The organism is Chlamydia abortus, assembly GCF_002895085.1.
GTDB classification, from domain to species: Bacteria; Chlamydiota; Chlamydiia; order Chlamydiales; family Chlamydiaceae; genus Chlamydia; species Chlamydia abortus.
In genome coordinates this window covers 453,713-473,574 of record NZ_CP024084.1, presented here as the reverse complement: position 1 = coordinate 473,574, position 19,862 = coordinate 453,713, and the positions used below count along the sequence as shown (strand labels likewise).

Below are 19,862 nucleotides of genomic sequence, written 5' to 3'. Positions count from 1 at the left end.
ATCGCGAAGACTGCTCAAAAATTCCAGCATCGTTCTTTACGATAATATGATATCCGATCTCACTACCGCATCTTTGGAACAAACACAATCCCATCCTGAAATATCCTCCAAAAAAAGTAGCATAGCATCAAAAATCCTCCCTATTATTACCATGCTTGTCTTCGCGTACCTCGCTATACTCGGAGCTATGATTTCTTCTTTAGTTACAGGAATATTCCCTCTATTCTCTATTTGTGCCTTCGCCATGCCTCTTCTTCTTGCATCTCTATTTCTTCTTAGAAATGCTTCTCAACAAAAACCACAAAAAACAGGTGTTGTGCCGCCTCGAGATGCGCCACTCGTAATTGAAATCAATGAAAACACGAAGCACACAAAAATTTTAGAACAATGCGGTGAAGTAGTGACTACGTGGAATACTTTACCGCACATCTTTGGGGAAACTACCCCTTCCCTATTAAATAAGGTTTGGAAAATTAACAACTCAAAAACAGTTCTCTTTGCAACTACAGGAACTGTGTATTCCCCACGTGTGCATTGCTGTTGCAATCTCATGATCGTATTAGAACGGAATACGCTCCTTTCAGACTTATGCACTATAAACACCTCTTACGAAATACCTATGGAGATGCAGGCAGGTCAATGCGTCTCCATGCCGTGGAAAAACTCTGATGGCTCTAGCAACAAGCAAAAACTAGGGTTGCCTAATTTCCTAGGCATCATTCATGGGCCGAATCCCGAACTCTATAATTACCATCCTGTGATTGCCTTTGCCCTAGCAAAAGCTGCTTATACTAACTGTCTAAACGAGGCGATCAAACAGGGTGTCGACATGATTCAAATTCCTCTCATTGCCACCGCACCTGCTCAACTCTACTCAAACCCTCAAGCAGCGGCAGATTGGAGAGCTGCTATACAAACAGGTTTGGTTGCTGCATTAATCAATTTTGCAGCGTCACAGCCGGAAACCATTATGAACGTCGTTATTGTTAGTTCCCCAGGATTAGGACTTCCATTATGAAATATTTGATATTGTAAACTGCTGATTTCCAACAAACAATAAATAAGATAAATAGAACTATTACTTTTATTTAAAAAATATTTATAATTTCAATTATGTCACATGAAAAAATTTCTTCGGGTAATAATCCATTACCCCCACAACAACTATTTGATTTAAATCCTAAGCAGAGATTCCCCGTAAAAGGCTATCTGAATAGGGTTTTATATAACCCAAACACTCGAGAAACGACTCGAAAAGTGCTTGCGATCATCGGCGGACTAGCTTTAGCTGGCGGGATTGCCTGTGGAATTACTCTCGGAGTGCTTGGAGCCCCTGGCCTAGTGATTGCTACAGCTATTGGCATTACCTTAGGCACGATTTTATTAGGAGCCTCCCTTGCGCTTCTACCAAGCAAAATGAAAAAAGGTATTCGAGGAAAAATAGAAAGCGCTTTAGAAGCAAATAAACCCTATGACTTCCTTTCTCCTGGGCTGACCAACTCTTTGAAAGCACATTTTAAAGAGAGCTCATCCCTGCCGAAAAACATGCACGCTCCTGGAGCGACAGATGTGGATGTCTTTACAGCAAAAAACAACTCCGAAGTCAAGCTAGTAACTTTTAAAACTCCCTCATTCCTATCGCCTATTACTGTTGCCGGCACAGGTGTGTCGCGGGTGTGCTTCATACCTCCAGAAGCAGATCTAACACGTCCCGAAACTATGCAGAATAGTTCTTTAGATTTATTTAAAATAGAAATCGGACCTCGTGGTTGGAATACAAATTTAGCAGAATTTGCCCAAACACCTAAAACACCTGCAGGATGGTCACGCAGTTCTTGGAGTAACCTCACCGAACCTGCGACAGATGACAGTCCTCAATACTTAATTAGCGCGTGGAATCCTTTCGGACATTACCCAACAACGGCTAATCAACAACGAGCACAGACACGCCATCCTCTTTATGAAAGGAACAGTTTAGACAATCAAAAAGAAATGTTTGTCAATTTCTTTAAATCACTCATGGCTAGTGGTATTCACAGTATTGGTATTTATGGGAATGATCTTTTGTTCCCTAAAAATGACCTTAACGACTCCTACATTGACATATTCGCCCCCCTGGACGGCGATTTTGAAGGTAGAGTTGCCACAGCCCTATCCTCCGCCTTAGCTGAAATAGCCCAAGACTCTGGAAATAACCTAACTGTTTGTCTCTACAGCATGGGCGGCAATCCTCTACACAAACCCAAACCTGTATCTTACGATCGCATGTATATGGATGATGCTGACGACGATTAAAGTCTTCTTCCTACAGGCAGCACAATCTCGGTATTTTCTGATTTTTTCTTAGTGGTTGTGCTTCCTTCAACCTCTCTCCTTCCGTGAACACAAGTTTTTAAAACTATTAAAATAAAGATTTTAAAAAAATAAAAATTTGATTGTAAAATTTCAGTTTTTATTTTTTTTCTAAAAAACTTCTTTACTGAATCTATATTTTTCTTTTTGATGGATACCCTCAAATGGTTTAAACTTTGTTGTTGCTTTTCTTTTCAGTCACCTTTTGGCCCTCTTTGTAGTAGCCAATATAAAATTATTTTAGGTTTTTATGATTCATCCCCCTGCCCAAAAACAAGCTGCTAGACGTTACACGCACTCTGTCAAAATTGGGAATCTTTATGTAGGTAGCGACCACTCGATAAAAACACAATCCATGACAACAACACCTACAGCGGATGTTGATGCTACGGTTGCGCAAATTTGTGCCTTGGTAGAAGCTAGGTGTGAAATTGCTCGTGTTACCGTACAAGGGATTAAAGAAGCTCAGGCATGCGAACATATAAAAGAACGTTTGATCGCCTTAGGAATCGATGTTCCCCTTGTAGCTGATATACATTTCTTTCCTCAAGCAGCAATGCATGTGGCAGACTTTGTAGATAAAGTCCGTATTAACCCGGGAAACTTCGTGGATAAACGCAACATGTTCACGGGGAAAATATATACAGATAAACACTATGCCGATAGCCTTCTGCGATTAGAAGAAAAATTCTCTCCTCTTGTTGAGAAATGCAAGCGTTTAGGGAAAGCCATGAGAATTGGAGTGAACCACGGCTCTCTTTCCGAACGTGTTATGCAACGTTACGGCGATACCATTGAAGGTATGGTAGTTTCAGCGCTTGAGTATATTGAAGTATGCGAAAAGCTGGGTTACCGTGACGTAGTTTTCTCTATGAAATCTAGCAACCCTAAAGTGATGGTTGCTGCGTACCGTCAGTTAGCTAAAGATCTTGATGCCCGTGGCTGGCATTATCCTCTACATCTCGGGGTTACTGAAGCCGGAATGGGAATGGATGGGATTATTAAATCCTCTGTGGGCATAGGGACTCTCCTCACCGAAGGTCTAGGTGATACTATTCGTTGTTCTTTAACGGGGTGTCCGACACAAGAAATCCCTGTTTGTGAAAGTTTATTAAAACATACAACGACATACCTGAATCTTCCTAGGAAAAATAATCCCTTTGCTTTAGAAAATTCTGAAAGTTTCGTCAATGCTTCTAAGAAAATCACGAAAACCACCCCGTGGGGATCGGTCTATGGTGTTTTTATTAAACTGAATGAAGATCATATGCTCAATACACCCGTGGAACAGCTACTTGAGCAATTAGGCATCCACCCTGAAAATGGGAAAAAAGATTTCACGACTCCTGATGGTGTGGTTGTTCCAAAAAGTTTTATCGGCACTTCGGTTCTTAAAAAATTAGAACAACATTTCATTGTTTTCCATCATCACGAAGTCCCTTGCCTCTATGATTACAACCACGAGATTTGGAATCAGGAGGAAGTGTTAAGTTCGCCTTTTGTGCATTTTCACGCTTCACCTCCGTTTATTCACAGTACAAGAGATTTCTTTGAAAAGAAACAGGGTGAGCAACAACCTGTAAAATTGGTATTTTCCAAAGATCTCGATGATGAATGTGAGGCAGCAGTGGCTATAGCTACAGAATTCGGAGCCCTCCTCCTCGATGGTTTAGGAGAAGCTGTAATTTTGGATCTTCCTAACATTCCGCTTAGCACAGTCCGCGAAATCGCCTTCGGCACCTTACAAAGTGCTGGCGTACGTTTAGTAAAAACCGAGTATATCTCATGTCCTGGATGCGGAAGAACTCTCTTTGACCTTCCCGAAGTGACAAAACGTATTCACGAGAGAACACAACATCTTGTAGGATTAAAAATCGCCGTTATGGGATGTATTGTTAATGGTCCAGGAGAAATGGCAGATGCTGATTTTGGGTTTGTAGGATCTAAAACTGGCATGGTCGATCTCTATGTAAAACACACATGCGTGAAAGCGCATATCCCCATGGAACAGGCTGAAGACGAGCTTGTGCTTCTTCTGAAAGAACATGGTGTATGGAAAGATCCTGAATGAGACATTTTTAGCTATGGCACAATCAACTCCCTCAGATAATAACCTAACTAAGCTTACTTTCCCAGAACTCTCTGACCTCCCCCTACGTCATGGATTGTTCCCTAAACAAACAGATGCAGAAGGTTACGTCTATGTGCCTAAAAATGATGAGATCCGTAAATCTCTAGGTGCTGAACGTTTTTGTGATCTCCATCAAGTGCATAGCACAAGTTTACGTCATGCGACATATACCACCCCTTCAGGGTGCCCTGCTGACGGATTGTATACTCATGATCCCATGCTTTCTCTGCACATCCGACATTCTGATTGCCAACCGGCAATTTTCTATGATCCCGAAAATCATGTTGTTGCGAATGTTCACTGTGGATGGCGAGGACTTGTTGGAAATATCTACGCGGTAACTGTAGCTACATTAAAACGTGTATATAACTCCCGTCCGCAAGATTTAATTGTTGTTATCGGTCCTTCTCTAGGCCCGGATTACGCTATTTATCCCGATTATAGAGAGCTTTTTCCTCCGAGCTTTTTTGCCTTCATGCCCGAGGCAAACCATTTGGACTTCCGTGCGATAGCGAGAAAACAGTTGCTGGACCTGGGAATCTCAAGTTCTAAAATTACGATTTCTGAAAGATGCACCTATACCGAACATGAGATTTTCTTCTCTTCTCGGTACCGCAACTACTATTCAGAACCTAACGTGATAGATACACCTATAAAAAAGAACAACGTCACTGCTGTTCTGCTTCTTCCTAGATGATCTTGTGATTTTAAAAATCAAGAAGCTGTTCTGGTTGTTCTATAGCATCTTTGATTTTGATCAGAAAACCAACTGCCTCTTTACCGTCAATAATACGATGGTCATAGCTAAAGGCAACATACATCATATCTGCTATGGCGATGGTATTATCAATCACTACAGGGCGTTTTTCTATTTTGTGCATTCCCAATATCCCTACTTGAGGAGGATTGATAATAGGTGTAGAAAGTAAGGAACCGTAAACCCCACCATTTGTAATAGTGAAACTTCCTCCTTCTAACTCTGGAAGAGAAATTAACCCATCTCGAGCTCTACTCGCTAAATCCGCAAGCTTCATTTCAATGTCACCACTTGAGAGCTTATCGGCCTCACGAATCACTGGAACAACAAGACCACGTTCTGTTCCCACAGCAATAGAAATATCGTAATACTGGCGATAGACAATCTCATCACCATCAATATACGCATTGACACGAGGATAAGCCTTCAGCGCTTCAATAACCGCTTTTATGAAAAAGGACATTAAACCCAGTTTCACATTATAACGAGCAGAAAAGGCCTCTTGTTTTTCCTTCCGCAGTTTCATCAGAGGGGTCATATGAATCTCATTGAATGTTGTTAACATTGCGGATTCATGAAGAGCTGTAACTAAACGTCGAGAAATCGTTTTGCGTATTGATGACATACGCTCACGCACCTCATTTTTAGCTCCCGAACGTTGCGGTTCTTCTTGCATTTTCTCACGTAAAGGAACAAATGTCTTTCCCTCAGAAGGAGGATTGTGAGCTGTAGACCTCGGGAAACAAATGATCTCCGCATCTACTGTCTCCCCCACGGGAGTGTCCTTGACTGTACTTTCAGAAACAGATTCATTAGCATCATAGATCCTAGCAACAATTCCACCGACGGCAACAACATCTCCTTCAGCGACAGACCAAACAATCCTTCCAGATATAGGCGCATAGATCAGTTGATTTACCTTTTCGCTTTCGATCTCCATAATCCCTTGATTCTCCTGAACCAAGCTCTCTGAAGTTACCAAAAGAGAAGCTATTGTGACTTCGCTTATGGATTCAGCGACATTTGGAATGCGTACTTCTGTGATCATACATTACCTAAAGAAAACAATGTTTCCATTAATGTTAAAAATTCTTGTTGGCTAAGACGTGCGGAACCCGTAGCTGTTGAACTACTTCTAGGTCTGCTAACGCACGTTAATTTTTTAGGGAAAATCTCTTCGGTAGCCATGAAAATATAATCATAAGCCCCCATATTCTGAGGTTCTTCTTGAAGCCAAACGTAATGCTCGACTTTAGGATACTTGCCAATCACGGAAAGAAGATCTTCGAGATGTAAAGGATACAAACTCTCAATACGTAAACAAGCAAAGTCTTTCTTACGTTCTTGAGGTAAAGCACCTTTAAAATCATAATATACTTTTCCAGAACACAAGACGAATACCTTAGCATCATAATTAGGTTCGGCATCTTCAAGGATAGGACGAAACCCTCCTGGCTCAGTAAACTCATCAATCCAGCTTATACATTCAGGATGCCGTAAAAGCATTTTTGGAGTGAAGATCACCAGGGGTAAAGATAAATCTCGTTTTGTATGTTCACGCAAGATACGGAAATATTGTACCGGAGTGGAAGGAATCACAACTTGGAAATTCCAATTCGCAGCGAGCTGTAAGTACCTTTCTATACGCGCGGAAGAGTGTTCTGGTCCCTGCCCTTCGTAGCCATGAGGAAGAAGAACAACAAGATCAGAGTGTAGATCCCATTTTTGAATCGCAGATGAAATATACTGATCAAAAATTATCTGTGCTCCATTGGAAAAGTCTCCAAATTGCGCTTCCCATAAAACCAGAGTACGCTCTGCTTGTTGAGCATAACCATATTCGAAGCCTAACACAGCATATTCGGACAATGGCGAATTATACATATCTACAGAGCCTTGATCAGGAGATAAGTGATACAAAGGTGTGTACGTATCCCCAGATTTGATATCACTCCATAATAAATGTCGCTGGCTAAAGGTTCCACGAATAGCATCTTGTCCTGAAAGACGTAGGGAAAATTTCTCGATCAATAAAGAAGCAAAAGCCAGCTCTTCAGCCATTCCCCAATCATAGCCAATTTCTCCTTTAGCCATTTTCATTCTCTTATCAAGCAGAGCTTTTACCTTAGGATGGGGCGTAAAGTTTTCAGGAAGACCACACAATTTAGAACTGATATGAAATACCGTATCACGTGTTAAGGAAACATCGACATCATTGATTAATAACTCGCCGAGATCCATACGATCGCAATGACGACAATCTCTTTTAAAGAGTTTATGATTTTCTTCTTGCTTTAATGATTGGAATTCTGTGTTGAGAACATCCTGAACGCCTTGTTCAAGCTTCTCCAAACTATCTGCAGAGATTTCCTCCCGATAGTTATCTAATAAATACTTCTTATATATCTCTCGAATGGTAGGCTTTTTCTTAATTTCATCGTAGAGCAGAGGCGCTGTTATTGAAGGGTCGTCACTTTCATTATGACCGTATTTACGATAACAGCATAAATCGATAATTACATCGCAACTAAATTCTTCACGTACCTTCAGAGAATACTCTATAGCCTGCAAACAAGCGACCACATCCTCAGCATTTACACGAAATACCGGAATGCCCAACATCTTAGCAATATCTGTACAGTAAGGCGTCGAGCGAGATTCTCTAGGTTGAGCAGTAAATCCTATATGGTTGTTTACAATAATGTGTAATGTTCCCCCTGTGGAATACCCAGGGATCTGACTTAATTGTAAAGTCTCATATACGACGCCTTGTCCCGAAAATGCGGCATCGCCATGAACAAGAATCGCTAAACAAGAATGTTCCTTACCCGCATCTACTTGATGTTGTAAAGCGGCTACAACCCCCTCAACAACGGGATCCACGGCTTCTAAATGGCTAGGATTGGGCAACATGACGAACGTCACTTCCTCACCATGTTGACCAAAAGATCTAGATACATATCCCTTGTGATACTTCACATCACCAACTGTATCTAAACCTCGAAATTGAGGATTATCCTCAAACTCCATAAAAACTTGGGAATAAGGCTTTCCTAAAACATTAGTCAAAACATTCAGACGCCCGCGGTGGGCCATACCAAGAATGTAACTTGTGATATTTTGAGTAACACCGTAGCGCACAAGATGTTCAAGCATGGAGACCAAACTTTCACAACCTTCTAAGGAAAATCTTTTCTGCCCTGTAAATTTTACTTGTAGGAACTCTTCAAAAAAGGTGGCCTTACATATGTCTTGATAGGAACGCGCAAGCTCTTCTGGAGAGCGTTGGGGAGACTTACTCTCCATCAGTTTCCATACATACTCTTGCAATTGAGGAGAACACGCCAGAGTTTCTACAGAGATGCTACGACAATAAAAGTTTTTTAATGCTTGGATTAAATCACGCACAGGAACTTTAGGCTGAGGAAGGAGACCTAAAGAAGGGACAATTTCATTAAGATCTATATTTTTGATCTTTTCTTGAATCAAAGGAGAGGGATTAACGGAAGTGAGGGGAGAAATCTGACTTTGTAGATAACCATAGTAACGATAGATCATACAAAGGAATTGCGCTTTCTTTTCTTGCAGAGCGGCGTATGCTTCTTCATTTCCGGAAGATGCTGAAGCAGCCCTTTCCTGACCCAATTGATATCCTTCAAAAAAATATTTCCATGAAGGATCCAATGTTTCATGATTTAGAAATTTTTGAAACATAGCCTCGATCCAATCCATATCCGAAGAATGGACTTGTCCAACAAACTCTGAATCCATATGATATTTGTTCTCGATAGATGCGATCTGAATTTCGTTTCATAGCAAATTTTTATTTTTCAAAAAAAAACAATCTTTGTTTTTTTTCTATAGTTGAAAAAAAGCAAAGGATACATTACATCTGCTCTCTAGAATACAGGATGGTGCCCACTAGATGAAAAGTGAACGTCTAAAAAAACTCGAATCTGAATTACGTGACTTAACCCAGTGGATGCAATTGGGTTTAGTTCCTAAAAAAGAAATCGACCGTCACAAAGAAGAAATGCGTTCTTTAGAAAACAAAATCCATGAGGAGAAGGAGCGTTTGCAGCTTCTCAAAGAAAATGGTGAAGTTGAAGAGTTTGTCACTCCGAGACGCAGTCCTGCGAAAACGGTATATCCTGACGGGCCAAGTATGTCGGATATGGAGTTTGTAGAGGCTACAGAAACCGAAATTGATATTGATCCCAGTGAAACCGTAGAAATCGATCTTCATGATGAAGATCGAGAAGAAGGCGCTGCAGAAATCGATGACTCTAGCGACGATGATGAGGATCCTTTCAGCGACCGAAATCGTTGGAGACGTGGGGGCATTGTTGACCCCGATGCTAATGAATGGTAAATCGCCTTTAGCCCTGTATATCCATTTTCCTTTCTGTTCAAAGAAATGCCATTACTGTAGCTTTTATACGATTCCCTACAATCCTGAATCGGTAAGTCTGTATTGTAATGCTATTCTTCAAGAAGGTTTGCAAAAACTGTCGACAATTGAGGACACGCATTTCGTCGATACTGTATTTCTTGGTGGAGGAACACCCTCATTAATTCCTCCACACTATCTCCACAACATAATTCAAACACTCGCTCCCCACGCTCAAGAAATCACCCTAGAGGCTAATCCCGAAGACCTTTCTGAATTTTATTTAAGAGAACTGCTTCTTACTGCTGTGAATAGGATTAGCATTGGAGCACAAACTTTTCATGATCCCCTTCTTAAAGCCTTAGGCAGAATCCACTCCTCAGCAGCATCTATAGACGCCGTACACCGCTGTTATGAACATGGATATAACAACATCTCCTTAGATCTGATTTATGGTCTGCCCACACAATCGCTAGCAGATTTTATCACAGACCTTCATCAAGCTCTGACTCTTCCAATTGCGCATATCTCTCTTTATAATCTCACCCTAGATCCCCACACATCTTTTTATAAGCACCGTCGTATTCTAGCTCCTTCTATTGCTGATGATGATATACTCGCTGCTATGAGCCTATCTGCTGAAGAGCTCCTGACCTCACGTGGATTTTCTCGTTATGAACTCGCCTCTTATGCCAAATCTCAAGCGCAATCCAAACACAATCTTTATTATTGGACAGATCAACCATTCCTAGGCTTAGGAGTTTCTGCCTCACAATATATTCATAAGGTGCGGTCAAAAAATCTCTCAAGAATCTCTCAGTATCTACGTGCAGTACGTAAAAATCTTCCTGTGCATGAATCTACAGAGAGCTTACCAGAAAACGAACGTATCAAAGAAGCTCTAGCTCTAAGATTACGTCTTACCCAAGGAGCGAGATGGAAAGATTTCCCTGCTCCATTAATGGAGTCTCTTGCCTCCCTTCCTCTCATTAAAGAACTCTTCGGTCACAATAACGAATTTTTATTCTTAAATAAACAAGGTCGTTTATTTCATGATACAATTGCTGAAGAAATCATGAATATCTCTTTTTAATTTTAATAATAATTAACAACTGTTATTGGATTTTATTAAAAAACAATTAATTGTTATTAAAAAAATATGAAAGATAAAACAGATAATAAAGCACACGATGATTTTTCATTAGAAAATATCAAAAGTAGAATACGAGCAAAAGCAGAGACCAACCCCGCTCTATTTACTCTAACGGGATCAACAATCACATCAGCAAAACCCATTGATATGAATAAGCAAAATATCAGTGACTTGGCAGCACCGAAACAAAATTCCGATGCTGTATCCTTAGACTATTTACAATCCAACTATGTGTCCAAGTCGGACCCTGATTCAGGGTACTTATCTACAAAAGGTGGAACCATGTCAGGTAACATCAATATGGGAGGGAACTCGATTACCAATGTGAAGATGCCTGATGCAAAGGAATTAAAGTCTTTAGACCAGTCAGCTGCAGCAACTGTAGGCTATGTGATGCAAATGGCCAATACAGTAACCAATAATTCTGAGATTAGTGACGCGGTCTCAAAACTGTCTGGTATATCTAGTAAGGTGAGTGTCATTGAAGCTGCTTTAGGAATACCGCCGAGTCAGGAAAATCCGCCAGAAGAAGAAGTTCCTGAACCCGAAGAACCAGCTCCAGATACTTCTCTGTTTGTCAGTATTTCTGGTAGTACCATGTCAGGTGATTTGAATATGGACAACCATGCAGTGAAAAATGTCAAAACTCCATTAGATACTGATCTTAAAGACGCGGCTAATGTTGAGTATGTGCAATCCAAAATCTCTACCCCGCAAATTCGTTTTTTAGGGAATACAATCTCTACAGAAACAACAGTTACTGACCATTTTGAATGGAAAACATCGACTCCACCACCACCACCGGCTCCGCCTCCAGCAGCCCCAGCTTCACCTGTTGTAAATCCTGATAAATCCCCAACAACGCCTCTTCCTAATGTTCCCAAACCCGTACTGCCCGCACCAATAAGAATGGAGGCCGCTGAAAGTGGGGCAGCAGGAGGAGAAGGATCTCCAGAACAAACACAACCTGATAATGTAAACAGCACACCAATATCAGATAAGTACTTAAAAATTGAAGATTCTAATGCGAAAACAATAAAAGTGTTATCCTCTGGGATTTTAACACTATCTGTAACAGCTACTTGGAGTGGGGACACTTCTGCCAACATCAGTGTAATATTAAATCCATCTCCAAAGACACCAGAAGGCACGGAATTAATTAGCAGAACTGCTAGCAGTGAGACTGTAGTCTACACCGTCTCAGCTTTACAATCAGGACAAAACATGTTCTTTCAGATACCTGTTCAAGAACCTTCTGATCTCAAACTCAAACTCAATTCAATAACCAATGGCACTCCTCCCCCTGAAAAGACGAAAATGCTCAAACTCTCTTCATGGTCCTGGCAAACGACTTTGCTTCCTTCCATCTTCCCACAAAAAACTAATCCATAGTTTCTGTGGCTAAAATAAGGCTAAGTGCATGACTTAGCCTTGTTCATAATTTAATAAGCAGCGCCTATAAAAGTTATCGTCCAAGTACGTTTGTCAACGGCTGGACTAGATGAAACATCAAAACTTAAATCTATGGATACTGATGCTTGATCACCAGGAACAAAAATATAAGTCTTTCCTATCAAACTAGAGCTCGCTTTCCCCGTCACTTTATAACACTCTTTTTTCTCCCCTTCTTTAGGTTTAAGGGATAATGTGCAACTGACCTCTGCGGATTTAGCATCAGGAGTCCTAGGAGGAGCAGAAGGATCTGGAGAAACAGGAGGCGTGGGAGGAGAAGGAGGGGCTGGAGGTTCTGGCTGAGTAAAGTCATAGCAAAAAGAAACACAGTAGATGCCTCTACGCAATAGCGTCACGCTATTTCCATCTTTAGTCTGGATGTATAACTCAGAATTTTTAGATTTATCATAATTTCCGGATGACGATCCATTGGGAGCACCCTGTTTTAAACAGACACATGGGATGTCCATGCCCGACCAATTCGGATACGCATTATTGTTAGTTTTTACACTCTCCACCGTTTTGATTATATCATCTACAGCAACCATTCTTTGCAGATCATCCTTCGGAGTACCTGTAGAAATCGCTCCTAGGGCAGCCGCTGTTTTATTTTTTGGATTGTCTGATATCGGAAGATTGGTAATGGTTGGTTCTGGGGCCGTTGGTGAGCTTTGTTCACTTTTTTGAAATCCCAAATCTCCCTGCATAGAATTCCCACCATCACGCACTAACCATTTAGCCTCCTTGGGTTTTGTCAGGGTGACATTAGGCGGTTTTCCAGACCCGCCAAGAGTCGGTGTGCCTAGGTCTTTAATAATTTTATCCAAACCATTTTCAGATACGAGTTGATTAATACGACTAATCAGATCGGTGACCTTGTGAGCAAGAGTACCTATATCCTCCTCTACCATACCAACAGACGCTGCATCCGCAGAACCTACGATCGTGTTTTTATAGGAAGTAGGTAGACCCAATACAGTGTAAGCAGATCCCATGTCAATATCACCGATCATTAATCCACCGGTGTCTCTTAAAAAGATTCCCGTGGTAGTGATGTCTCCTTTTTGCAGGTAATCACTGAGATCACTTTTTAAAGCAATACTCCCCTCAGGGGCTGAGTCACTATCACCTCTGACGATGTTGGTAATTCTGTGATTGGAAACGTTCCATGGTTGACGCGTGACATGCTTACTTGTGCTATCACCATGAACACAAGAAAATAGAATCTTCTCATCGGGAATCGCGTTATGATTTTCAACAACCTCATTCTCATTACTGGGAGTTTCGTTTGATTCCTCAGAAGTGGTAGCACTAGAATACTGCGTATTTATATTTTTAATTATATTTTTCATTTTGTAATTTATTCAAAACTTCTATTGATCAATTTTAAATACCAAATAGAATAAAATATTATTTTAAAGTATAGAAATTATTTCATAATAAAAATCTCGACGGATTTACAGAGGAAAAGTTAAGGTATATTGATCGAAAAACATGGAGAGTGTTGTGCTGCAACCAAGTATTACGTCAACGATCTTTAATTTGATCTTTTTTCTATCACCATCTATACTGGTATTCATCTTTTATAGAACGTTATTCAAAGGAGAGCCCTTAGCTCCTAAGAAACATTTTAGAAAGTACAAAACTTATCTATTCATATGCGCCTTGATTGTGATTGCCCTGCCTGTCTTATTGAATACGCTGCAAAGTGTATCCATGGCTGCTGGGAAAGTCAAAATGCGTAGGGTTATGGCTTTGAATTCCGAATGCATACAATTGTTAAGTGCGCCGCTTCCTATCTTCTTTGTTTGGTCGTTAATCGAACCATTCATTCTTTGTAAGAAAATGCGGAAGATAAAAAATCACTACGCAAGACTTGCGAAAGCAGCAGGACATGCCTCTGTACAATCCGAACAGTCTCCTGCTATGAAATGCTGCTCAGAGCACTCCTGCTGCAGCAATCTTACAGATATGTAGAAAACAGGTATTGAGGAATCTTGCACAAAGATTCCTCTTTTTATTTCTCCATCAGTTATCTCGGAGTATGGAAAAGAAAAATTGCAGGCGTTTTTGTAATTTTTTGAGTTACCTGATCGATATCCTTAGATTGCAACCACATATCTACAGATCGTGTAGAAACAAACTCTTGATCACCAGTCAGGTCTATGCCTACGCATAGATCAGCATGACCCGGTAAAGCTTCTAATAATGCTTGAAATGTATGGACATTACGGTAGGGTGTTTCGATACATATTTGTGTATGTTGTTTCCCGGAGCTACTCCTTATACACCGTTCTCTATCCCTAGGGTTTTGCGGAAGATAACCTAAAAAAGTAAAGTTTTGCCCCGGCAATCCGGATAACATTAACGCTAATGTTATAGAACACGGACCAGAAAATGCTTGAATAGGTAAATTCAGAGCACGAGCACGACGGACCAGTCCTGCTCCAGGATCGGCAATACAAGGAAGCCCCGAATCAGAAACTAATCCCCAGCTTTCTTGTTTTTTTACAATAGGCTCAAGGTAAAAATCCCAAGCCTTTACAGACCGTGCATTCTTACTTAATACTGCTATAGGAAACTTATGGGTTTCTTGAACTTTCCATAAATTCAGGAAGGTACGACCACCACGATCACTCTCGGCAATTAAACCGTGGAGCTTAGGTATAACTTCACCTATACCCGCGGGTAAAAGATCCACGCGTCGATTTCCTAAAGTGTTGGGGAAAATATATAAAGTCATATACTTGTCATCCTAATCAGCAAAGTTTCCATAGCAATTATAGAATCTTGAGCATTATTCTTAATTATACTCTCAGCATAAAATAAATAACTCAAGGCTTGATAGAGCCGTTCTTTCCCATAGGCAACAAAAAAGCGGTGTTTCCTATCCCCCGCGGCTTCTTCCAAACTACGCAAGCCGTACAAACACTGCCCACGAAGAAACGCTATTAATCCCAAAGGTTCTTCGCCATGTTCATGCAGCAAAGCTTGAAGCATTGCCTGACTCGCAGACGTATTCCTTTGAAATACAGCATCGCGTAATTTCCATAGAGATACCTGCTCTTGTTTCACAACAAAGTTTTCAATATCGTTGTACTCTAGAACTTGCTTTTTCCCTAAACAGCAAAGCAACTTATGAAACTCCCCAAGAAGATTATGCATTTCCGCTTGAGGAAATTTCTTAATAAATGCTGAAGCCAAGGCTAAAGAACAGGAAATCCCTAACAGAGAAGCTTTTTGAGATAGGAGGATCGCCATACGTTTCTCCGCATCCGACTGCCATTCACCAAATAACGATAAGAACACTGCAGAAGGGAGCTCCTTCCGCAAAGACTGGAAAAACGACTGCTTCGTCGTGAATAATATTAAAGTGAGATGAGGATGAGGATTTCTAGCATAGCGAGCTAGAAAATCACGCGTTTGCGAGGAGAGCTTCTCCGCTTGGAAAATAGAAACGACTTCTCTAGAGGCAAATAAACCATAAGACTCCGTCCATTGTGATAAGTCGCTGATTGTTAATCCCAAAGCATCCATTTCCTGAGCTTTCCCAGAAACAAGCAACTCTACACACACTCGCCGATCTTCTTCAGAATTTGAGCCAATGACTGTGAGGTGTGGAGCCTTTTCCTTGTAAAATTTGGAAAAATCTTGGAAGCAAGTGTAATCTTGCATCTCCTAAACCTCCTAGCACAGATAAGGGTAGGGACTTACTATACCCTTTACGCATCTAACTGTACAGAGAGAGTCGATAGAATCCTCGGTATCAACAAAAAAAACGGTAAGAGATCTTTTTTTTATATCCTCTTACCGTTCACCATCGCCTAATGAAATTAGTTCCTATCGAGAAACAAGTTTCATTAATTGTTGACGCCAGCCATGAGCTGTACGAACACGGCTTTTAGAACCACAGCGTCTTTTTGCTGAAGAAGCGCATACACGTTGGCAAGAAGCTGTGTGTTTGTGATGCTTATGGCATGACATAGCAGGTTTTGCTACGGCTTTTCTAGCGGCAGGCTTGCGAGTAGCCGCTGTTTTCGCAGCTGTCTTACGGACCGTCTTTCTCGCCGCAGGCTTTCTTGTCGCCGTCTTCTTAGCAGTAGCTTTTTTCGCTACAGTCTTGCGTACTGTCATTTTGCTAACAGTCTTACGCACAGTAGCTTTTTTCGCAGCTGTCTTGCGAACTGCCTTTTTAACTGCAGGCTTTCTCGTCGCCGTCTTCTTAGCAGTAGCCTTCCTAGCAGGTTTACGAACAGCTTTAGTCGCTGTTTTCTTGCTGCTACGTTTTTTTTGTACTCCTAACATTTTCATTTCCCCTAATTAGACAGGTAATTACTTACCCCATTTATCGGCAGGAAATTGAAAAAACTTTAATAAAACGCGCATTTATTTTAATAAATTAAAAACAAATTCACGTTATTAAATTAGAAGGAGTTTAAAAAACAGTTACTTAGATAAGAACTTTTCTATGTAATAAATAAGACAACGAACACCAAAACCAGAAGCATATTTTGGGTAAGCATCTTCATCTTTTTCACGATACGCAGTACCTGCGATGTCTAAATGAGCCCACGCCACCGGTTGATCTTCAAGAAAACGTTTTAAGAAAAGTGCCGCTGTAATCGCCCCTGCACGGTTACTACCAATATTTTTCATATCAGCAATATCGGAATGCAAAGCTTTGTCATATTTCTCAACAAGCGGCAAGCGCCATAAAGATTCGCTAGTTTCAGCAGAAGCTTCAAAAAGATCTTGAGCTAATACATCATTATTTGAGAAGAAACCAGCAACATCCTCACCTAAAGAAACGACCATAGCGCCTGTTAAAGTAGCAAAATCAATAATTCTCGTAGGCTTGCAGTATTTTAAAGCATAAGTGATTGCATCAGCAAGTATTAGACGCCCCTCAGCATCCGTGCTACCAATCTCTACGGAGAGTCCTGACATCCCGACGTAAACATCCCCCATCTTATAAGAAGCAGCATCTATAGCGTTCTCTGTGGCAGGAATAAGAGCGGTAACATTTACAGGAAGCTCAAGAGCAGCCACCCCAGAAAGAATACCCAATACTGTAGCGGCTCCTGCCATGTCTTCCTTCATCGTCAACATGGCTTTGCCGGGTTTCAGGTCTAAGCCTCCAGAATCAAAAGTTACCCCTTTACCTATAAGTACAGTATGATCTTTAGATTTTGGCTTACCTTGATAGCTTAAAACAATAAAACGAGGGTCTACAGCTGAACCTTTAGCCACAGCGGCCAACAAGCCCATCTTCTCTTTAAGAATAGCATCCTTATTCAAAACCTTAGCGTCAACACTAGGGAATTGCTTAGCTAATCCTTTAGCAATATTTGCTAATTTTTCGGGAGTGACCTCATCGGCATTCCCATTCACAAGATCTCGTGTCAGATAGACGCCTTCAAAAATACTCTCTTCTTTTCTAAAGATTCTATCGGCAATCTTAGGTACAATGCCCAATACAGTAACTTTCGTTAGTAAAGGATCTGTCTTTTTCGCTTCCTTCGTATACTTAGGGTAATTATAGTTCAAAGATAGGATTCCCGAAGTCAGATTGGTTAAGAAATCCTCCACAGGAATACGCAACTCAGAAATTGTAGGAAGTACCACATTCACTGTTGTACATTTTGCCTTACGTAATGTGCGTGTTACCTTAGCATAAACCTCTAAAACATCCTGAGAAGTTAGCTCCTCATTCTTCCCTAATCCTAAAATTAAAAGACGCTTTTCCTTCCCTTGTCCAGAATTATAGATAAACTCGACTTCCCCTCTTTCTCCAGAGAAGCTATCCAAGGCAACGCGATAAAGTGATTCATATTCCTTTGCAATGGAAGCTGCGCATTTAGGCTTACTTTTAACCTTCCAAAAAGGAAGAACAATCGCGTCAGCCTTAACTCGTTTACTACAAGATGCTTGAGAGTGAAATAGAACCACAATTACCTCTTTATAAAAATCGTTATTTCGTTAGCCACTAAAAAGGCACATCTTCAGATATATATTGCTGACCTTGACCATAACCAGCATACATATCTTTATCTGCTATAGCTTCAGTATCCAAACTCTCTCCCTCAAATCCTATAGACACATTGTCATAAGACACATGAGATACATTCTCCTCTGTTGCTGGAGAGCGAGTTTCGCTTCTACTAAAAGGACTAAACTTAATTGTATCGACACTAATGACCAAAGAAGATTGAGGGGTGCCATCCTTACTCATGTAACTTTCTACAGAAATATCCCCTGCAATAATGACTCCTGATCCTTTTTTCAAATAAGGGAGCATTTTATCGTAACGGTTATGCCAGATATTACATTTGCACCACACGGTTTCATCTTTGGTTCCTACGCGAGATTTCACACCTAGACGCAACACAACTACACGTTTACCTTTTGAAGTCATTCTTTCTTCAGGATCTGCTCCTAAATAACCGACGAAATAACCAAACATCATATAATCACCTATTGAATTTCCTTAGAGCTCACGCTCTCTTGCTTATAGCGAGCAGAGGTTATGTTGCTATGTAAATACTGTGAAAATCAGATAAGCTTACGAGGTGGAAATCTAAAGACTGCTAAGATTAGGACCCCAATACAGCTTCTGTAAAATACCTCAAGGATCGAGCTAAAGACGTTCACACATAACACAAAATTGAAAAAATCTCGCCACTTGTCATTTTGTCAATAAATTCAAACTTCCCTCTGGAATTTACTCGAGAAGCACTATGTATTCTTAACATGGGCTACTACACAGTGCCTCTTTAATATCTAGTTGGGCTTAGCCTATAACCCAAACCTCAATATCAGCTTGGTCAGCTCGTCTTAGAAGCTAATATCACGAGACAACGTGTTATACATCTGCAAAATAATATCGTCAATATGAGTCATTGGAAAACTAAAAAAAGAACGGCGAAGAGAATTTTCCCCACACACAGGAACTATGATCCATGATGTAAAATCATGGAATCATTGAACTAAAAGAAAGGAGGTAGCCACGAATTTAAAACTTTCTATTTGTAAGAAGCTGTGCAACTTAGCTAAGAGCAAGGAGCGTCTTTGCCATATAGAAAAAACGCGTGACGCACCCTGGATGAAATTACGCTTTACGCACGAATTCCTGTAGGAGGAGGCTGCATTCCGCCACCAGATTGAGGCATTTGAGGCATAGTATCTACGGAAGGCTCTCTACCCGCACAGATATCAGCACAAACAGTCCGCCACTTGACAACAGTTTCAATAAACAACTGGGCGAACGCTTTCAAAAGATTGGTTTCAGCATATTTCATATCTAAAACACAATGCATTAACACGAGCTGTTCCTTAGTAGCAACGCCAACGCCACCACCAGCCATTTGCCCGCCAAGCATAGATCCCTCTAAAAGCTTTTCATATAAAGCTAGCTTTCTTTGGGTATTATCTGGCAAACCGTCTAACAAGGGAGCGTACACATACAAACGATCAGAATGTTCTTCGTAAGTGAGGTGAAGAGAAAATTCGCCGTCAACAAACAAAATGCACGTATTATTCTGATCAAAAGCCACGTCAGGTAGCTTTAGTTCTTTAGCAAAATTTTTTAGATTTTCCTCAGCATTTTGCCTAGACATGAGGGAATCTC

At 40.8% G+C, this 19,862-nt stretch carries 17 protein-coding genes; 8 read left to right on the top strand and 9 right to left on the bottom strand.

Annotation, left to right across the window (positions count from 1 at the left end):
* Window positions 1-46: 46 nt before the first annotated feature.
* The 4 genes from CHAB577_RS02205 (at window position 47) to pgeF (ending at window position 5,180) form a co-directional block, all read left to right on the top strand.
* Window positions 47-1,018 (top strand): macro domain-containing protein, encoded by a 972-nt coding sequence (locus CHAB577_RS02205; protein ID WP_173024156.1) that lies wholly within the window; start codon window positions 47-49, stop codon window positions 1,016-1,018.
* Between the two features lie 95 nt (window positions 1,019-1,113).
* The gene (locus CHAB577_RS02200; RefSeq protein WP_011097049.1) at window positions 1,114-2,295 is read left to right on the top strand and encodes a membrane protein; all 1,182 of its coding nucleotides are present in this window, start codon (window positions 1,114-1,116) and stop codon (window positions 2,293-2,295) included.
* A 307-nt stretch (window positions 2,296-2,602) separates the two neighbouring features.
* On the top strand, window positions 2,603-4,423 hold the full coding sequence (locus CHAB577_RS02190) for a 4-hydroxy-3-methylbut-2-en-1-yl diphosphate synthase (protein ID WP_011097048.1): 1,821 nt from the start codon (window positions 2,603-2,605) through the stop codon (window positions 4,421-4,423).
* A 13-nt stretch (window positions 4,424-4,436) separates the two neighbouring features.
* On the top strand, window positions 4,437-5,180 hold the full coding sequence (pgeF, locus tag CHAB577_RS02185) for a peptidoglycan editing factor PgeF (RefSeq protein WP_011097047.1): 744 nt from the start codon (window positions 4,437-4,439) through the stop codon (window positions 5,178-5,180).
* 10 nt (window positions 5,181-5,190) lie between these two features.
* On the opposite strand, the gene sucB is transcribed toward pgeF, so the two are convergent.
* Together sucB and CHAB577_RS02175 are read right to left on the bottom strand one after the other, a co-directional pair.
* Window positions 5,191-6,288, bottom strand: coding sequence for a dihydrolipoyllysine-residue succinyltransferase (gene sucB, locus CHAB577_RS02180; RefSeq protein ID WP_011097046.1), 1,098 nt, complete (start codon window positions 6,286-6,288; stop codon window positions 5,191-5,193).
* Entirely contained in the window at window positions 6,285-9,011 is a 2,727-nt protein-coding gene (locus CHAB577_RS02175) for a 2-oxoglutarate dehydrogenase E1 component (RefSeq protein ID WP_011097045.1), read from the bottom strand. The genes sucB and CHAB577_RS02175 overlap by 4 nt, the downstream gene beginning before the upstream one ends.
* Before the next feature lie 154 nt (window positions 9,012-9,165).
* On the opposite strand from CHAB577_RS02175, the gene CHAB577_RS02170 reads away from it, so the two are divergent.
* The 3 genes from CHAB577_RS02170 (at window position 9,166) to CHAB577_RS02160 (ending at window position 12,175) form a co-directional block, all read left to right on the top strand.
* A complete protein-coding gene (locus tag CHAB577_RS02170; protein ID WP_011097044.1) occupies window positions 9,166-9,612 on the top strand; it encodes a hypothetical protein in 447 nt (148 codons plus the stop codon).
* On the top strand, window positions 9,602-10,723 hold the full coding sequence (hemW, locus tag CHAB577_RS02165; protein ID WP_006344053.1) for a radical SAM family heme chaperone HemW: 1,122 nt from the start codon (window positions 9,602-9,604) through the stop codon (window positions 10,721-10,723). The genes CHAB577_RS02170 and hemW overlap by 11 nt, the downstream gene beginning before the upstream one ends.
* Window positions 10,724-10,789: 66 nt before the next feature.
* Window positions 10,790-12,175, top strand: coding sequence for a hypothetical protein (locus CHAB577_RS02160; RefSeq protein WP_086393193.1), 1,386 nt, complete (start codon window positions 10,790-10,792; stop codon window positions 12,173-12,175).
* A 50-nt stretch (window positions 12,176-12,225) separates the two neighbouring features.
* Here CHAB577_RS02160 and CHAB577_RS02155 read toward each other — a convergent pair whose 3' ends face one another.
* Window positions 12,226-13,587, bottom strand: a complete 1,362-nt coding sequence (locus tag CHAB577_RS02155) for a hypothetical protein (RefSeq protein ID WP_011097042.1) — start codon at window positions 13,585-13,587, stop codon at window positions 12,226-12,228.
* Window positions 13,588-13,951: 364 nt separating this feature from the next.
* Here CHAB577_RS02155 and CHAB577_RS05245 point away from each other — a divergent pair, with 364 nt between their 5' ends.
* Window positions 13,952-14,212, top strand: a complete 261-nt coding sequence (locus CHAB577_RS05245; RefSeq protein ID WP_306345614.1) for a hypothetical protein — start codon at window positions 13,952-13,954, stop codon at window positions 14,210-14,212.
* A 55-nt stretch (window positions 14,213-14,267) separates the two neighbouring features.
* On the opposite strand, the gene CHAB577_RS02145 is transcribed toward CHAB577_RS05245, so the two are convergent.
* The 6 genes from CHAB577_RS02145 to CHAB577_RS02115 form a co-directional block, all read right to left on the bottom strand.
* Entirely contained in the window at window positions 14,268-14,978 is a 711-nt protein-coding gene (locus tag CHAB577_RS02145; RefSeq protein ID WP_011097040.1) for an SAM-dependent methyltransferase, read from the bottom strand.
* Window positions 14,975-15,910: a DNA polymerase III subunit delta gene (locus CHAB577_RS02140; RefSeq protein WP_006344048.1), complete on the bottom strand. Its 936-nt coding sequence runs from the start codon at window positions 15,908-15,910 to the stop codon at window positions 14,975-14,977. The genes CHAB577_RS02145 and CHAB577_RS02140 overlap by 4 nt, the downstream gene beginning before the upstream one ends.
* Window positions 15,911-16,075: 165 nt before the next feature.
* Window positions 16,076-16,540 carry a histone H1-like repetitive region-containing protein gene (locus CHAB577_RS02135; protein ID WP_006344047.1) on the bottom strand — a complete coding sequence of 155 codons (465 nt, stop codon included), beginning with the start codon at window positions 16,538-16,540 and terminating at the stop codon, window positions 16,076-16,078.
* 141 nt (window positions 16,541-16,681) lie between these two features.
* Window positions 16,682-18,184 (bottom strand): leucyl aminopeptidase, encoded by a 1,503-nt coding sequence (locus CHAB577_RS02130; protein WP_011097039.1) that lies wholly within the window; start codon window positions 18,182-18,184, stop codon window positions 16,682-16,684.
* A 37-nt stretch (window positions 18,185-18,221) separates the two neighbouring features.
* Window positions 18,222-18,701 (bottom strand): single-stranded DNA-binding protein, encoded by a 480-nt coding sequence (locus CHAB577_RS02125; protein ID WP_006344045.1) that lies wholly within the window; start codon window positions 18,699-18,701, stop codon window positions 18,222-18,224.
* Between the two features lie 649 nt (window positions 18,702-19,350).
* A complete protein-coding gene (locus CHAB577_RS02115) occupies window positions 19,351-19,851 on the bottom strand; it encodes a type III secretion chaperone Slc1 (RefSeq protein ID WP_006344044.1) in 501 nt (166 codons plus the stop codon).
* Window positions 19,852-19,862: the final 11 nt, after the last annotated feature.

What these genes read in the sequence shown, in the direction of transcription:
- CHAB577_RS02145 (WP_011097040.1), bottom strand. Translation starts at nt 14,978, where the DNA reads ATGACTTTATATATTTTCCCCAACACTTTAGGAAATCGACGCGTGGAT.
- CHAB577_RS02190 (WP_011097048.1), top strand. Translation starts at nt 2,603, where the DNA reads ATGATTCATCCCCCTGCCCAAAAACAAGCTGCTAGACGTTACACGCAC.
- sucB (WP_011097046.1), bottom strand. Translation starts at nt 6,288, where the DNA reads ATGATCACAGAAGTACGCATTCCAAATGTCGCTGAATCCATAAGCGAA.
- CHAB577_RS02125 (WP_006344045.1), bottom strand. Translation starts at nt 18,701, where the DNA reads ATGATGTTTGGTTATTTCGTCGGTTATTTAGGAGCAGATCCTGAAGAA.
- CHAB577_RS02200 (WP_011097049.1), top strand. Translation starts at nt 1,114, where the DNA reads ATGTCACATGAAAAAATTTCTTCGGGTAATAATCCATTACCCCCACAA.
- CHAB577_RS02160 (WP_086393193.1), top strand. Translation starts at nt 10,790, where the DNA reads ATGAAAGATAAAACAGATAATAAAGCACACGATGATTTTTCATTAGAA.
- CHAB577_RS05245 (WP_306345614.1), top strand. Translation starts at nt 13,952, where the DNA reads ATGGCTGCTGGGAAAGTCAAAATGCGTAGGGTTATGGCTTTGAATTCC.
- CHAB577_RS02135 (WP_006344047.1), bottom strand. Translation starts at nt 16,540, where the DNA reads ATGTTAGGAGTACAAAAAAAACGTAGCAGCAAGAAAACAGCGACTAAA.
- CHAB577_RS02140 (WP_006344048.1), bottom strand. Translation starts at nt 15,910, where the DNA reads ATGCAAGATTACACTTGCTTCCAAGATTTTTCCAAATTTTACAAGGAA.
- CHAB577_RS02170 (WP_011097044.1), top strand. Translation starts at nt 9,166, where the DNA reads ATGAAAAGTGAACGTCTAAAAAAACTCGAATCTGAATTACGTGACTTA.
- pgeF (WP_011097047.1), top strand. Translation starts at nt 4,437, where the DNA reads ATGGCACAATCAACTCCCTCAGATAATAACCTAACTAAGCTTACTTTC.
- CHAB577_RS02205 (WP_173024156.1), top strand. Translation starts at nt 47, where the DNA reads ATGATATCCGATCTCACTACCGCATCTTTGGAACAAACACAATCCCAT.
- CHAB577_RS02175 (WP_011097045.1), bottom strand. Translation starts at nt 9,011, where the DNA reads ATGGATTCAGAGTTTGTTGGACAAGTCCATTCTTCGGATATGGATTGG.
- CHAB577_RS02155 (WP_011097042.1), bottom strand. Translation starts at nt 13,587, where the DNA reads ATGAAAAATATAATTAAAAATATAAATACGCAGTATTCTAGTGCTACC.
- CHAB577_RS02115 (WP_006344044.1), bottom strand. Translation starts at nt 19,851, where the DNA reads ATGTCTAGGCAAAATGCTGAGGAAAATCTAAAAAATTTTGCTAAAGAA.
- hemW (WP_006344053.1), top strand. Translation starts at nt 9,602, where the DNA reads ATGAATGGTAAATCGCCTTTAGCCCTGTATATCCATTTTCCTTTCTGT.